The 14,150-nt window shown below is 62.4% G+C and carries 12 protein-coding genes; 6 read left to right on the top strand and 6 right to left on the bottom strand.

The window, feature by feature from the left end; translation table 11 throughout:
* Positions 1-68: 68 nt before the first annotated feature.
* Positions 69-1,220 carry an MFS transporter gene (locus KCG87_RS13505; RefSeq protein WP_210557533.1) on the bottom strand — a complete coding sequence of 384 codons (1,152 nt, stop codon included), beginning with the start codon at positions 1,218-1,220 and terminating at the stop codon, positions 69-71.
* Between the two features lie 372 nt (positions 1,221-1,592).
* Between KCG87_RS13505 and KCG87_RS13500 the strand changes: the two genes are divergently transcribed.
* Positions 1,593-2,573: a diaminopimelate epimerase gene (locus KCG87_RS13500; protein WP_210557535.1), complete on the top strand. Its 981-nt coding sequence runs from the start codon at positions 1,593-1,595 to the stop codon at positions 2,571-2,573.
* Positions 2,574-2,701: 128 nt separating this feature from the next.
* Here KCG87_RS13500 and codA read toward each other — a convergent pair whose 3' ends face one another.
* The 4 genes from codA to KCG87_RS13480 all read right to left on the bottom strand — a co-directional run bounded on the left by codA (position 2,702) and on the right by KCG87_RS13480 (position 7,214).
* Positions 2,702-3,949 (bottom strand): cytosine deaminase, encoded by a 1,248-nt coding sequence (codA, locus tag KCG87_RS13495; protein WP_210557537.1) that lies wholly within the window; start codon positions 3,947-3,949, stop codon positions 2,702-2,704.
* A gap of 14 nt (positions 3,950-3,963) precedes the next feature.
* Positions 3,964-5,235, bottom strand: coding sequence for a cytosine permease (codB, locus tag KCG87_RS13490; protein WP_210557539.1), 1,272 nt, complete (start codon positions 5,233-5,235; stop codon positions 3,964-3,966).
* A gap of 447 nt (positions 5,236-5,682) precedes the next feature.
* Complete coding sequence (gene queD / locus KCG87_RS13485; protein WP_007915588.1) at positions 5,683-6,039, bottom strand: 6-carboxytetrahydropterin synthase QueD; 357 nt, start codon at positions 6,037-6,039, stop codon at positions 5,683-5,685.
* A 95-nt stretch (positions 6,040-6,134) separates the two neighbouring features.
* The gene (locus KCG87_RS13480; protein WP_134785912.1) at positions 6,135-7,214 is read right to left on the bottom strand and encodes a patatin-like phospholipase family protein; all 1,080 of its coding nucleotides are present in this window, start codon (positions 7,212-7,214) and stop codon (positions 6,135-6,137) included.
* Between the two features lie 261 nt (positions 7,215-7,475).
* On the opposite strand from KCG87_RS13480, the gene KCG87_RS13475 reads away from it, so the two are divergent.
* From KCG87_RS13475 to KCG87_RS13460, 4 genes are read left to right on the top strand one after another with little or no spacing between them, the layout of a single operon-like run.
* Positions 7,476-7,784, top strand: coding sequence for a PepSY domain-containing protein (locus KCG87_RS13475; protein ID WP_027614000.1), 309 nt, complete (start codon positions 7,476-7,478; stop codon positions 7,782-7,784).
* Entirely contained in the window at positions 7,784-8,095 is a 312-nt protein-coding gene (locus tag KCG87_RS13470) for a PepSY domain-containing protein (protein ID WP_210557541.1), read from the top strand. Before KCG87_RS13475 ends, KCG87_RS13470 begins: the two co-directional genes overlap by 1 nt.
* Before the next feature lie 3 nt (positions 8,096-8,098).
* On the top strand, positions 8,099-8,767 hold the full coding sequence (locus KCG87_RS13465) for a response regulator transcription factor (RefSeq protein WP_003223514.1): 669 nt from the start codon (positions 8,099-8,101) through the stop codon (positions 8,765-8,767).
* Positions 8,764-10,077 (top strand): sensor histidine kinase, encoded by a 1,314-nt coding sequence (locus KCG87_RS13460; RefSeq protein WP_098968034.1) that lies wholly within the window; start codon positions 8,764-8,766, stop codon positions 10,075-10,077. The genes KCG87_RS13465 and KCG87_RS13460 overlap by 4 nt, the downstream gene beginning before the upstream one ends.
* A gap of 124 nt (positions 10,078-10,201) precedes the next feature.
* On the opposite strand, the gene KCG87_RS13455 is transcribed toward KCG87_RS13460, so the two are convergent.
* The gene (locus KCG87_RS13455; protein WP_210557542.1) at positions 10,202-12,349 is read right to left on the bottom strand and encodes a methyl-accepting chemotaxis protein; all 2,148 of its coding nucleotides are present in this window, start codon (positions 12,347-12,349) and stop codon (positions 10,202-10,204) included.
* A gap of 418 nt (positions 12,350-12,767) precedes the next feature.
* Here KCG87_RS13455 and KCG87_RS13450 point away from each other — a divergent pair, with 418 nt between their 5' ends.
* Positions 12,768-14,087 carry a Na+/H+ antiporter NhaC family protein gene (locus KCG87_RS13450; protein WP_097087731.1) on the top strand — a complete coding sequence of 440 codons (1,320 nt, stop codon included), beginning with the start codon at positions 12,768-12,770 and terminating at the stop codon, positions 14,085-14,087.
* Positions 14,088-14,150: the final 63 nt, after the last annotated feature.

The raw sequence follows: 14,150 nt of genomic DNA, 5'->3' as shown, positions 1-14,150 counted from the left end.
GGAAATCAACCCTATGATTGGGGGCAGGGCTTGTCTACTGTCAAACCTGACAGGTACCGCGCCAATGTTCAGACTTTCAAGGTCTTGCCGCCGATGGCCACCGCCACCAACAACACCGCCATCAAGCCAAACGCAAAACTCAAACTGCTGGCATGCGCGACAAAACCGATCACCGCCGGCCCCGCCAGAATCCCTGCGTAACCCAGCGTGGTGATTGCCGGCACCGCAATGCTTTCCGGCATCACCGTCTGCTTGCCCACCGCCGTATACAGCACCGGCACGATGTTCGAACAGCCGGCGCCGACCAGCGCATACCCCAGCAGCGCGGCTTCCCAGCTCGGGGCGAAGGTCGCCAGAAACAGGCCTGCCGCTGCCAGCAGCCCGCCAAACAGAATGATCCGCGTAGCCCCGACACTGCGCACGATCCGGTCACCCAGCAGGCGTCCCACCGTCATGGTCAGGGCAAATGCGGCGTAACCCAAGCCCGCATACGCCGTGTCGATCCCGCGTTCCTGTGCGAGGAACACCGCGCTCCAGTCGAGCGCCGCGCCTTCGGTGAGGAACACGATGAAACACATCCCGCCGATGAACAGCACGATGCCGTGGGGAATGGCGAATGCCGGGCCGGAACTTTCACTGCCGTAGGGCAACATGTGCGGCACCGCTTTGAACAGTGCGCCGATCAACACCGCCACCACGACCAGCATCGCTGCCAGCGGTGTCAGCCCGAGGCCGAGCAGGGCGCTGACACCGGCCGCGCCGACGATCCCGCCGAGGCTGAACAGGCCATGAAAGCCGGACATCATGTGCTTGCCGCTGGCGCGTTCGACGATCACCGCTTGCAGGTTGACGGTCGAATCCACCGTGCCCAACCCGGCGCCGAACATGAACAGCGTGGCGATCAGCGCCGGTATCGACGACACCGTCGCCAGCAACGGCAGCGCCGCGCAAATCAGCAGGGTGCCGCCGGTGGCGACTTTGCGGCAGCCGAAGCGCGTGGCGAGAATCCCCGCCAGTGGCATCGCCAGAATCGAGCCGACCCCCAGGCACAGCAGCAGAAGGCCCAACGTTCCCTCATCGAGTCCGGCGCGGGCCTTGGCGTACGGCACCAGCGGTGCCCACGCGGCAATGCCGAGGCCGGCGATGAAAAAAGCGATGCGCGTCGACATCTGTTGCAGGTGTCCGGGGACGAAGGTGTCTTGGGGGTTGAGGCTGGTCATATCGATCCTTGGCAAAAAACGTCGCGTCCCCGAATGACAGTGATAGCGCGTCGAGGTTCGATCGCAAGTCTCGGGGAAGTGCAGTCGACATCCTAACCTGTAGGGATGAGTCTGCTCGCGATAGTGCTGTGTCAGCTAAAGAATATAGTGACTGACACACTGCCTTCGCGAGCAAGCCCGCTCCCACATTAAATGGCGGGCGCTCACAAATTTGCTGTCATGCGCAGATCACTGTGGGAGCGGGCTTGCTCGCGAAGGCGGTGGCTCAGGCAATGACCAGGGCGCCTGATACTGCGCTATCGCGAGCAGGCTCACTCCTACAGGGGATCGCGGTTTACAGTGATGGCTTCGACAAGGTGAGTGAGGCCGGTGATGACGCAGTTCTACGATGCGCGGGGCAATATTTACGGGGTGATTTCGCCCCAGGCACTTCGTGAGGCGGGGATCGATTTGCCGGTCGGTGCCGCGCAGTGTGCTGTGTCGAGACAGGCATGGAGTCAGGCCGCCATTGCGCTGTGCTGCGACTGGCCGGAGGGCCAGCGTCCGGCGGGGAGCAAATCGCACCGCAGCGATGGTCTGTTGATCGGCCCGTTTCAGTCGGCAGCGCCGTTCGACGTGCTGATCGTCAACACCGACGGCACCTTGGCCGAGCGCAGTGGCAACGGCCTGACGATCTTTTCCCAGTCGTTGCTGGAGCAGGGGCTGATGCCGGCGGAAGGGGCGTCGCTGCGAGTGCATCACGACAAGGGCGACGCCGTGGAAACTTCGGTGAAACCAGCTGCAGTCGAAGGCGTTCACGGCTTCTGGCTGAACCTCGGTCAACCGGGCTTCGGGCCTTCAGCGGTGACCGCCCGGAATGTTGAAAACCGCGAATTCAATGGTCATGAAGTGAGCCATGTAAAACCATTGGCGCAGCTCGATCCCGCGTGGCAGCACAGCCAGTTCGTGCGCATCGGCAATCCGCATTGCGTGACCTTGCTCACCGACGTTGCCGTGTTGCCGAGCAACCCGCAAATGCGCGAATCGTCCTGGGCCGAAGGCCTGACCCGAATCGCCTACGCGATGCCGACCGGCGCCGGCCAGCCATGCCCGGCGGGCATCAATCTGCAATGGGCCGCGTTTGAGTCAGCGCAGCGCATCGTCGCCCGAGTATTCGAGCGTGGCGAAGGGCCGACAGCGTCCTCCGGCACCAGCGCCAGTGCGGTGGCGTGTGCCGCATGGGCGGTGGGTTGGGTGGCGAGCGGCGAAGTGCACGTCGTCATGCCGGGCGGGACGGCGCCGGTGTTGCTCGAAGAAGAGCAGGGCGAATTGGTGCGGGTCAGGCTGTTTGGTACGGCTCGATTGATCGACTGAAGCGGCAATCGCCTCCGCTGGCAAGCCAGCTCCCACAGAGTTATGTGGTGAACACAAATCACGCGTTCACTGCTGGATACTGTGGGAGCTGGCTTGCCAGCGATGAGGCCATCAGCCTGACAAAAGTTTCAGATTTGTCCGCCGCTGAACTCCACCACCGGCATCTGCCGCTGCATCAGCACCTTGCCGCCACGAATCGAATACAGCGGCAGGCCCTGGCTGCGGATCACTTCGTAGTCGCTGTCCGCCGACAGAATCAGCAGGTTCGCCGGGCGCCCCTCTACCAGGCCATAACGCTCGCCCAGGTGCATGGCCTTGGCGCTGTTATCGGTAACCAGATCCAGCGCGTTCTGCAGGTTGCGGTAACCGAGCATGTGGCAGATGTGCAACCCGGCTTCCAGCACCCGCAGGATGTTGCCGTTGCCCAGCGGATACCAAGGATCGACGATCGAGTCCTGGCCGAAACACACGTTCATCCCGGCCTCAAGCAATTCATTCACGCGAGTCACGCCACGGCGTTTCGGGAAGTTGTCGAAGCGCCCCTGCAGGTGAATGCTTTCGGTCGGGCACGAGACGAAACTGATCCCGGAATGCCCGAGCAGGCGGAATAGTTTGGCGCAGTAGGCATTGTCGTAAGAACCCATTGCCGTGGTGTGGCTGGCGGTGACCCGCGCACCCATGTCGCGGCTGCGCGCCTCTTCGGCGAGCACCTCAAGAAAGCGCGAGTGCGGGTCGTCGGTCTCGTCGCAATGCACATCGACCAGGCACCCGGTGCGCTCGGCCAGATCCATCAGAAACTTCACTGAACTGACGCCCTGATCACGGGTGTACTCGAAATGCGGAATGCCGCCGACCACGTCGGCGCCCATGCGAATCGCTTCTTCCATCAGCTCGCGACCGTTGCGGTACGACTCGATGCCTTCCTGGGGGAACGCGACGATTTGCAGATCGATCAGGTGCCGGGATTCTTCGCGCACTTCGAGCATCGCCTTGAGCGCGGTGAGTTGCGGATCGGTGACGTCGACGTGGGTGCGCACGTGCTGGATGCCGTGTGCGGCCAGGGCCTGGATGGTCTTTTTCGCGCGGGTCTTGGTGTCTTCTTCGGTGATGGTGACTTTGCGCTCACCCCAGCACTCGATGCCCTCGAACAGCGTGCCGCTCATGTTCCAGCGCGGCTCGCCAGCGGTCAGCGTGGCGTCGAGGTGGATGTGCGGCTCGACGAAGGGCGGCACCACCAGATTGCCGCCGGCGTCGAGGTCGCCGGGGTTGAGGGTCGGGGCTTCGGTCTGGCGGCCGATGCTGCGGATCAGGCCGTCTTCCAGGTGCAATTCGTGCAAACCGTCCTGGTTGCGCAGTCGGGCGTTGATGATGTGCATCAGGCGAATCCTTCTTATAGGTCTGGTAGTGGCGCACTGGCGCGACGGGCGCCGAGCAGGCTGGTGACGATGACATACGTTAGCGCGGCGGCGGCAATCCCTACCAGCGGCGCGACCCAGGGCGAGTGGAACGCAGTGAGCGTGCCGACCGCGTAAGCCCCCAGCCCCGGCCAGTTGAACGCCGGCAGCCGTGCGTCGGCCAGACGTGGATAGCGCCCGCGCCAGCGGAAGAAAAAGTCGGCCATGATCACCCCGCCAATCGGCGGAATCACCGTACCGAGCAGAATCAGGTACGGCACCAGCATGTCGTACATGCCCAGCAGGGCGAGCAGGGTGCCGATCACCGCGCCGGCCAGGGTCACGGTTTTGCGCCGCCCGGTGCGCAGCAGGTTGCAGCCGGCGACGGCGAAGTTGTAGATGGTGTTGTCCTGGGTGCTCCAGATATTCAGTAGCAGCATGGCCATTGCGGCCATGGCGAAACCTTGCAGCAGCAACACTTCAACCACGTCGGGCTGCTGATAGACGATCGCGCCGTAGGCACCGATCAACACCATCAAGCCATTGCCGATGAAAAATCCGATCAGGCTCGCCAGCACGGCAACCCGTGCCGAGCGCGAGAAGCGTGTCCAGTTGGTCGCCTGGGTCGCGCCGCTGACGAAGGTGCCGAACACCAGCGTGATCGCGGTCGACCAGTCCAGCGAACCCGTCGGCACCACGCTGAGCAAACCATCGAGGCCACCGACTTTTACCGTCGCGACCCACATCGACAGCATCAGCAGCAACATCATCGCCGGCACCGCGATGTACGACAGGATCTCCAGGCCGCGATAACCGATATACGCCGTGGCGCAGAACACCAGGCCGAACAGCACCATCAAGCCGAGCACTGTGCCTTGCCCCAGATCGAAGTATTTGCCGAGCACCACGGCGGCGGTCGCAGTGCCCCAGGCGTACCAGCCGATCTGGGTGAAACCGAGGATCAGGTCGCTGAGCTTGCTGCCGACTTCGCCAAAACAGAACCGCCCCATCAGCACCGAATTAAGCCCGCTCTTGAAGGCGATATAACCGAGGCCTGCCGCATACAGACCGAGCAGCAGGTTGCCGACGATGATCACCGCCATCATCTCGCCAAAACTGAACGCCACTCCGAGCTTGCCGCCGGCGAACATGGTTGCGGTGAAAAACGTGAAACCAAGCAACACCATGGCGGTCGAGGCCAGGCCTTTTCGCGCATGCATCGGGACTTCGCTGAGGGGGTAGTCGTTGCCGGGATCGTTCTGCGTCATGGGGCGTTCCTTGCTGGATTGGGGAGACGCGAAGCAAGTTGCAGTGGTCGTGCCAAAGACCGTTATGCGGATTATGTATAGCCGAGTCAGGGATTTCGGCGCGAAAGCAGTGCACCAGAACACATACAGGCCCAATGTGGGAGCGGGCTTGCTCGCGGATGCGCCCGGTCAGCCAATGCAGATGGCGACTGATACACGGCTTTCGCGAGCAAGCCCGCTCCCACAGTTTTGAACTGTGTGGGGGGCAGATGTCGGGGATGTCGCGGTAAGCCAAAAAGCACAGGCATAAAAAAACAGCCTCGGGGGCTGTTCTCTATTTTCCTGACAAAACATCAATCCTTTGTAGGAGTGAGCCTGCTCGCGATGGCATCGGCACATCTGAAATCAATGTGTCTGACAAACCGCTATCGCGAGCAGGCTCACTCCTACAGGGGGGATTGTGTTGGATCATTCACCGCGATAGATGCAACCGCTGGTGCAGGTCTCGTGAATGCGGATCGCGCTGAGTTCCGGCAGCAGGGGCTTCATTTCATTCCAGATGAATTTGGCCAGGACTTCGCTGGTCGGGTTTTCCAGACCGGGAATGTCGTTCAGGTAGTTGTGGTCCAGACGCTCGTACAGCGGCTTGAAAATCGCCTTGATCTCGGAGAAATCGCGGATCCAGCCGGTGTGCGGATCGAGGTCGCCGCTCAGGTGCAGCGCCACCTTGAACGAGTGACCGTGCAGGCGCCCGCACTTGTGGCCGTCCGGTACGTGCGGCAGGCGGTGGGCGGATTCGAAAGTAAACTCTTTGAAAATTTCCACAGTATTTTCGGCTCTGTTCAGGTGGCGTTCGCCGCAGCGATTCGGGCAGGCGGCGAGTTTACCAGCTTGTGTTTGGCGATGCGGGAAAACACTGACTAAAGGGTCAGCAAGCGCTCGGCGAGGCGACCGTTGGCCGCCAGTTCGAGAAACTCGTCGCCGAGACGGCGGCTTTCGTCCATCGCCGCGTGCCAGTATTTCTGCCGACTCGGCGCATCGCCCATGAAGCGCTTGAAGTCGTTACGGTCGGGAAGTTTGCCGTAGGGCAGGCGCGCCAGATATTCCTTCGATGGTGCGAGCAACAGCACGTCCTGCAAGCGCTCCACCGAGGCACGGCGCCACGGCAGGGTCTTGTCGAACCAGCCGGGAATCACCCGGTCGGTGAAGTGCGGATAGAGCACGATGCCGTCGCCGCTGTAGGGCAGGTCGAGGTGATAGTCGAGCAGCCCGCCGTCGCGGAACGTGCCGGTACCGGCGCCCGGCAGGTCGCGCACGCCTTCCATGACCATCGGGATCGATCCCGAGGCCAGCAGCGCCTGGCGCAGATTGCCGGCGTCGAGGGCGACGAAGCGCGACGGAAAGTCATTCAGCGCATTCAACGGCGGGGCAAGGCGCGGGTCGTGAATGATCAGGCGTTCGAAGTGCCGCGACAGCCGCGCGCGACCGCGCAGGTTATCGGCAATCACCGAGCCCAGCGCCAGACCGAGGCGGCCACGATGATCGTCGGCCAGGCGTCCGTGGCTTTTCACCACCATGATGTTCAGGCGGTAGTCGGCGTTGTTGAGGATGCTGGCGTCGCGGCCGTCGAGCAGGTCATTGAGCATGCGCTGCGAGCTCTGGCTGATCTCGGCCATGGTCACGCCTTTGTTGAAGTTCTGCTCGGCGTACAACTGACCGAGGCGGCGGATGCCTTCAGCGGCGTCCGGCAGACAGGCGCTGGCGAAGCGCCAGGAACCGACCGACGCGCCGATCAGCGAGCGCTCACGCGGCGCGCTCGGCAGCCACTCACCGAACAACGCCAGATCCAGCCCTTGAATCCCCAATGCCTTCGGCCCGCCGGCCGCACCGGGCAGGGTGCCGACGTCAGCGGCGTTCAGGCCTTGGGCACGAATGCGCGCCATGGCCCGTGGGCCGGCCTTGAGGGTAAGGGCAGGGAACTTGATGTGGATGGCTGTCATACCGGTCTCGATCGTTAGCAAGCTTTGGATTATAGGCGCACTACTTGACCCTGTGGGAGCGGGCTTGCTCGCGAAAGCGGTGTATCAGTCGCCATCATTACTGCTGACCCACCGCATTCGCGAGCAAGCCCGCTCCCACAGGGTTTTGCATGAATCTGCAAATGAGGTTGGTGTCAGGGGCAATGATGGCAATTCAGTTTCAGTTAAGTTCGCACCGCTATGGTGCCGACCGTAGCTGCACATAAAAACACGGAGACACCCATGAAAACCCTGACTGCCCTGTCCATTGCCTCGATCATCGGCCTGACCGCCAGCCTCGCCCACGCCCGCGATCTTGGCCCCGATGAAGCCCTGCGCCTGCGCGACGCTGGTACTATCGTCTCCTTCGAGAAGCTCAACGCCACGGCGCTGGCCAGACACCCGGGCTCGACCATCACCGAAACCGAGCTGGAAGAGGAGTACGGCAAGTACGTCTACCAGGTCGAAATGCGTGATCCGCAAGGGCTGGAGTGGGATCTGGAATTAGACGCGGTCACTGGGCAGGTTCTCAAGGATCATCAGGATACGTAATGAAGGTTAATGTTCGCGCCACCAGCCGCACGGCGTTGGCGCTTGTGATTGTTTGCTCGGCGGCGATGGCCCGCGACCTCGATCAGGACGAGGCGCTGAAGCTGCGTCAGCAGGGCGTGATCCTGCCGCTGGAGCAGGTGCTGCAACAGGCGCTGGATCGCTATCCGGGGGCCAAACTGCTGGAGGTCGAGCTGGAGGAAAAGCACGACGTTTATGTTTATGAAGTCGAGTTGCTGACGGTCGAGGGCGTGGCGCGCGAGCTGCACCTGAAGGCCGACAGCGGCGAATTACTCAAAGACAAGGAAGATTGACCGATGCGTTTGCTTCTGGTGGAAGACCACGTGCCGCTCGCCGACGAACTGATCGCCGGCCTGCAGCGCCAAGGCTACGCGGTGGACTGGCTGGCGGACGGGCGCGATGCGGTCTATCAGGGTAGCAGCGAGCCCTATGACCTGATCATTCTCGACCTCGGCCTGCCCGGCGTTCCCGGGCTGGAGGTGCTGGCGCAATGGCGTGCCGGTGGCCTGTCGACCCCGGTGCTGATCCTCACCGCCCGCGATTCCTGGGCCGAGCGCATCGAAGGCCTGAAGGCCGGCGCCGACGATTACCTGACCAAACCGTTTCATCCCGAAGAGCTGCATTTGCGGGTGCAGTCGTTGCTGCGTCGCTCCAAGGGCCAGGCCAATCAGCCGACGCTCAAGGCGGCCGGCCTGCATCTGGATGAAGGTCGCCAGTGCGTGATCCGCGACGGCAGCGAGATTCAGCTGACTGCCGCCGAATTCCGTCTGCTGCGTTATTTCATGCTGCACCCGGAACAGATCCTGTCGAAAACCCACCTCGCCGAGCACCTCTACGACGGCGAAACCGAGCGCGATTCCAACGTCCTCGAAGTTCACGTCAACCACCTGCGGCGCAAGCTGGGTAAAGCGGTGATCGAAACCCGTCGCGGCCAGGGTTACCTGTTCGGCGGGCAAGCTTCGTGAGGTCGATCCAGCGCCGTTTGAGCCTGGGCTTGATCAGTGTGATGGTGATCGTCGGTCTGGTGCTGGCGCAAACCAGTCTGTGGTTGTTCGAAGTCGGGTTGCAGCGTTATCTCGAGGCCGGTCTGCGCAACGACAGCGAAAGCCTGCTGGTCGCGCTGGTGCGTGGCCCGCAAGGTTTGCAACTGGATGAGCGGCATCTGTCACCGGCCTATCAGCGACCGTTTTCCGGGCATTACTTCCGCATCGATTTTGCCGACAGCCACTGGCGCTCGCGTTCGCTGTGGGATCAGGATCTGCCGCTGCTGGAGCACCCGGGTTTGCACAGCAACCTGCAACTGGGCCCGGACGGTCAGCAGTTGCTGGTATTGCGCTCGGACTATCGACGTCTGGGGCAGTCGATCTCGATCAGCGTCGCCCAGGATTACACCCCGGTGCGCGAGAGTTTCCAGCGCATGCGCCAGATCGGCCTCGGGCTGGGCCTGGCCGGTTTGCTGCTGATTCTGCTGCTGCAACGGCTGACGGTGCGCCGCGCGTTGAAGCCGCTGGAACGCGCGCGCGAGCAGATCGCCCAGTTGCAGCAGGGCCAGCGCTCGCAACTGGACGATCAGGTGCCGGTCGAGCTGGAGCCGCTGGTGGCGCAGATCAACCATCTGCTGGCGCACACCGAGGACAGCCTCAAGCGTTCACGCAATGCGCTGGGCAATCTGGGGCATGCGCTGAAGACGCCGTTGGCGGTGCTTTTGAGTCTGGCGTCGAGCGAAAAACTCGATGCCCACCCGGAGCTGCGCAAGATCCTCAAGGAACAACTGGAGCAGGTGCAACAGCGGCTCAATCGCGAGCTTAATCGCGCGCGGTTGTCAGGTGATGCGCTGCCCGGCGCGCTGTTTGATTGTGACGCGGAACTGCCGGGATTGCTGGCAACGCTGAACATGATCCACGGCGAGCATCTGGCGTTGAGTTACGTCGCGCCGCCGGGGCTGCAACTGCCGTGGGACCGCGAGGACTTGCTGGAACTGCTCGGCAACTTGCTGGACAACGCCTGCAAATGGGCGGACGCCGAGGTGCGTCTGAGTGTGATCGAACGTACTGACGGTTACGCCCTGAGCGTTGAAGATGACGGCCCGGGAATTCCTGAAGAGCAACGCACTCAGGTGTTCAGCCGTGGCACGCGGCTCGATGAGCAGACTGACGGGCATGGTCTGGGGCTGGGGATTGTGCGCGATATTGTCGAGACGTGGGGCGGGTTGCTGGTGCTGGGCGAGAGTGAGTGGGGCGGGTTGAAGGTGGTGATCGAGTTGCCTAAACGCTAACCCCTGCCTGCCAAAGAACTGTAGGAGTGAGCCTGCTCGCGATTGCGCCGATACATTCGAAATCAATGTGTCTGACAAACCGCTATCGCGAGCAGGCTCACTCCTACAGGGACGGTGATGGTTTTCAGACCCGGAACTGATCCATCAGACTCTGCTGTTGATTCGCCAGGCTGTTCAGCGACTGGCTCACCCGCGCCGACTCATTGGCCTGTCCGGACAGCGATTCGGTCACATCACGAATGGTCGCGACGTTGTTGTTGATCTCCTCGGCCACCGCGCTCTGTTCTTCCGCCGCGCTGGCGATCTGCAGGTTCATGTCGCTGATCACCGTCACTGCATCGCCGATCTGGCGCAGTGCGGTCACCGCTTGCCCGACCTGTTCGACACTGCCCTGCGCCTGACGATGGCTGTTGCCCATCGACCCGACCACATCCTGGGTACCGGTCTGCAATTGCTCGATGACCTGACGGGTTTCTTCCACCGACTCCTGCGTGCGGCGGGCGAGGTTGCGCACTTCGTCGGCGACCACGGCAAAACCACGCCCGGCTTCACCGGCACGCGCTGCTTCGATCGCCGCGTTGAGCGCCAACAGATTGGTCTGTTCGGCGATGGCGCGGATGGTTTCCAGCACGGTGCCGATCTTCTCGCTGTTGGCAGCCAGGCCTTCGACCTGAACCATCGCCGCGTTCATGTCGGCGGCGAGGGCGTCGATGCTCGCGGTGGTGCGGTCGATCACGGTCAGGCCCTGACGGGTGGCGCGGTCGGCGTCCTTGGCTGCTTCAGCGGCTTGCGCGGCGCTGCGTGCAACGTCCTGCGCGGTGGCGCTCATTTCGTGGGAGGCAGTGGCGACCTGATCGACCTGACGGTATTGCTGCTCCATGCCGGCGCTGGTCTGGGTGGCGATGGCCGAGGACTGGTCGGCGGTGTTGCGCGCATCCTGCACCGAGTGCTTCACCTCGGCGATGATCGGCTGCAACTTGTCGAGGAACTTGTTGAACCAGCCAGCCAGTTGACCGAGTTCATCCTGCTTGTCATAGGCCAGACGCCGGGTCAGATCACCTTCACCACTGGCGATGTCTTCGAGCATGTGGGCCACGCCGAGGATCGGTTTGGTCACGCTGCGCGCCATCAGCCACACCAGCAGCAGGCCGACCAATGCCGCCAGCACGCCGAGGCTCAGCTCGATCAGGGTGCCGGAGTTGTTGCTCGCATCCAGTTGCTGCTTGAGCGCTTCGGCGCGGCTGACCAGCACCTTTTCCGGCACGTCGAGCAACACGCCCCACGACGGCCCACCGGGGATCGGCTGGAACGGCGACAGCACTTTCAACTGGCCGTTGCTGTGCAGGCTGCTGACGCTGCTGCTGGCCGCGAGCTGACGCAGCAGTTCAGCGCCGCTGACGGTGTCCACGGCATCCAGACGCTTGCTCAGCTTGCTGGCGTCCGGGCTGTAGCCGGCGAGCAGGCCGGTGGGGCTGATGATGCTCACGGCGGTCTGGCCGTCGTAGAGTTTTTTGCTCGCGCCCTGGCTGATCGCCTGCAGGCTGTTGAGATTGATGTCCACCGACAGCGAGGCGATGACTTTGCCGTTGACCATCAGCGGGAAGACGATGCTGGTCATCAGCACGTTCTGACCGTCGATCACATAGAAGTACGGTTCGATCACGCACGGTTTGAGCGTGGTGCGCGGGCAGGTGAACCAGGCGTTGGCCGCCTGACCGCTGGGGCCGGTGCTGGTGTCGGCCATGTCGCTTTCCGGCAGGGCCATCGAGGTGACTTTGCCGGGCGTCGGCTGCGACCAGTACAGGGCGAAGCGGCCCTTGTCGTTGCTGCCCAGCTCGGCCTGACCGGCGAACAGTTCATCCTTGCCATCCAGCGCGTTGGCTTCGAACACCAGCGACAGACCGAGCAGATCCGGGTTGGCTTGCAGGGCGGACTTGACCTGGCGGGTCATGTCTTCGCGCAGGTCGAAGGCGTCGAGGAAGCGCTTCTCGGCCTGTTCGCGCAGGAACAGCACCTGCCGCGAGAAACCGTGACCGTATTGATAGGCGTCCATGAACTGCTGGCGAATCCCGGCCGCCTGCACCTCACCCTGCGACTCAATGCGCGCCTGGGCCGACTCGGTCAGCATCTCCATGCTCGAAGCCTTCACCAGCTCGGAGCTGTGCTCCATGCGATACAGCGAAAGACCCACCAGCAGGGTCACGATGCCCGCCAGGCACAGGCCGGCGAGCAGGGTGATTTTCCATTGAATGGAAAGTTGTCTGAGCGACATGGAGACGTCCTTATTCGATAAATATCTGAGACTTTGCACTGTAACGGCCGCGTTTCGGCTTTCTTTATTGTTCAAGCGCAATATGACCAATTGCCGCATGCTGGCGATCAGATACCTGTGGTGAGGGGATTTATCCCCGATGGGGGGGGGCGAAGCCGCCCTCACAATCGTTCAGAGAAATTGCATATTCAGGTTTGGCGACTGCTGCGCAGCCGATCGGGGATAAATCCCCTCGCCACAGGGTCCTCCATTGCCCGTTACATTTCAGTTCAGCCGCTCGCTTTGACACCGCCGCCACTCTGCGGCACAGTGCGCGCCCTTCTAATAAGACCCTCTTTGCAAATCCGCCGGTTAACCGTTGGCGGACTCATCCTGTCTGGCGGTGATGATTTCATCGCAGTGTTTTTGAGGTAGTGAAATGAATGCAGTGATTGCTGCGGTCGGCGTCATGCTGATCCTCAGCCTGTCCCGTGTGCACGTGGTGATCGCCCTGATCGTCGGTGCGCTGGTTGGTGGCCTGACCGGTGGTCTGGGCATCGACGCCACGCTCAAGGCGTTCAACAGCGGCCTGGGTGGCGGGGCGACGGTGGCGTTGTCCTACGCGTTGCTCGGCGCTTTCGCCGTGGCGATTGCCAAGTCCGGCCTGGCCCATGCGCTGGCCGACAAGGCCCTGGCGATGGTCGATCGTCAGCATTCGACCGGCGGCGGCAGCGTCAAGTGGCTGCTGATCGGCCTGCTGTGGGTGGTGGCGATTGCCTCGCAGAACATCCTGCCGATCCACATTGCGTTCATTCCGCTGCTGGTGCCGCCGCTGCTTTATGTACTGACCAAGTTGCAGCTGGATCGCCGGTTGATCGCCTGCGTCATGACCTTCGGCCTGATCACCCCGTACATGGTGTTCCCGGTGGGGTTCGGCAACATTTTCCTCAACCAGATCCTGCTGGCCAACGTCAGCAAGGCCGGGGTCGATATCAGCCAGATCAACGTCATGCACGCCATGGCGATTCCGGCGCTGGGCATGGTCTTCGGCCTGTTGCTGGCGGTGTTTTTCAGCTATCGCAAGAAGCGCGTTTACGATCTGCAGAAGATCGAACAAGTCGAGCAAGTCAGCGTGGCGTACAACCCGAAGACCATCGCCATTGCCGGTCTGGCGATTGCCGCCGCGTTCATCATTCAGTTGCTGCTGGATTCGATGATTATCGGCGCACTGGCCGGGTTCCTGATTTTCTCGGCCTCGGGCATCGTCAAGTGGCGTGAGACCGACGACCTGTTCACCGAAGGCATGAAGATGATGGCGATGATCGGCTTCATCATGATCTCCGCCTCGGGTTTCGCCGAAGTGCTCAAGGCTACCGGCGAAGTGCGCTCGCTGGTCGAAAGCGCGGCGGCGTGGATCGATCACAGCCAGGCGATCGGCGCGCTGTTGATGCTGCTGGTGGGCCTGATGGTGACCATCGGTATCGGCTCGTCGTTCTCCACGGTGCCGATTCTGGCGGCGATTTTCGTGCCGCTGTGCGTGCAGCTGGGCTTCAGCCCGATGGCCATCGTGTGCATCGTCGGCACCGCCGGGGCGCTGGGCGACACCGGCTCGCCGGCCTCGGACTCGACGCTGGGCCCGACCTCCGGTCTGAATGTCGATGGCCAGCATCACCACATCTGGGACACCGTGGTCCCGACCTTCCTGCACTACAACCTGCCGCTGCTGGCGTTCGGTTGGGTGGCCGCGATGGTCCTCTAAACCCGCCAATCCTCTGTGGGAGCGGGCTTGCTCGCGAAAGCGGTGTATCAGAAACATAAATGT

Origin of the sequence: Pseudomonas sp. MWU347 (assembly GCF_017947305.1) — a bacterium.
In the GTDB taxonomy this organism is placed as follows: Bacteria; Pseudomonadota; Gammaproteobacteria; order Pseudomonadales; family Pseudomonadaceae; genus Aquipseudomonas; species Aquipseudomonas putida_A.
The sequence above is the reverse complement of the archived record's forward strand: the minus strand, read 5'-3'. Positions and strand labels throughout refer to the sequence as shown.

Bases quoted from the DNA above. Each gene is read 5' to 3' on its own strand.
- codA (WP_210557537.1), bottom strand. From the start codon at position 3,949: ATGCACATCATCAACGCCCGACTGCGCAACCAGGACGGTTTGCACGAA.
- KCG87_RS13480 (WP_134785912.1), bottom strand. From the start codon at position 7,214: ATGACAGCCATCCACATCAAGTTCCCTGCCCTTACCCTCAAGGCCGGC.
- KCG87_RS13455 (WP_210557542.1), bottom strand. From the start codon at position 12,349: ATGTCGCTCAGACAACTTTCCATTCAATGGAAAATCACCCTGCTCGCC.
- KCG87_RS13500 (WP_210557535.1), top strand. From the start codon at position 1,593: ATGACGCAGTTCTACGATGCGCGGGGCAATATTTACGGGGTGATTTCG.
- KCG87_RS13475 (WP_027614000.1), top strand. From the start codon at position 7,476: ATGAAAACCCTGACTGCCCTGTCCATTGCCTCGATCATCGGCCTGACC.
- KCG87_RS13465 (WP_003223514.1), top strand. From the start codon at position 8,099: ATGCGTTTGCTTCTGGTGGAAGACCACGTGCCGCTCGCCGACGAACTG.
- KCG87_RS13505 (WP_210557533.1), bottom strand. From the start codon at position 1,220: ATGACCAGCCTCAACCCCCAAGACACCTTCGTCCCCGGACACCTGCAA.
- KCG87_RS13470 (WP_210557541.1), top strand. From the start codon at position 7,784: ATGAAGGTTAATGTTCGCGCCACCAGCCGCACGGCGTTGGCGCTTGTG.
- KCG87_RS13450 (WP_097087731.1), top strand. From the start codon at position 12,768: ATGAATGCAGTGATTGCTGCGGTCGGCGTCATGCTGATCCTCAGCCTG.
- codB (WP_210557539.1), bottom strand. From the start codon at position 5,235: ATGACGCAGAACGATCCCGGCAACGACTACCCCCTCAGCGAAGTCCCG.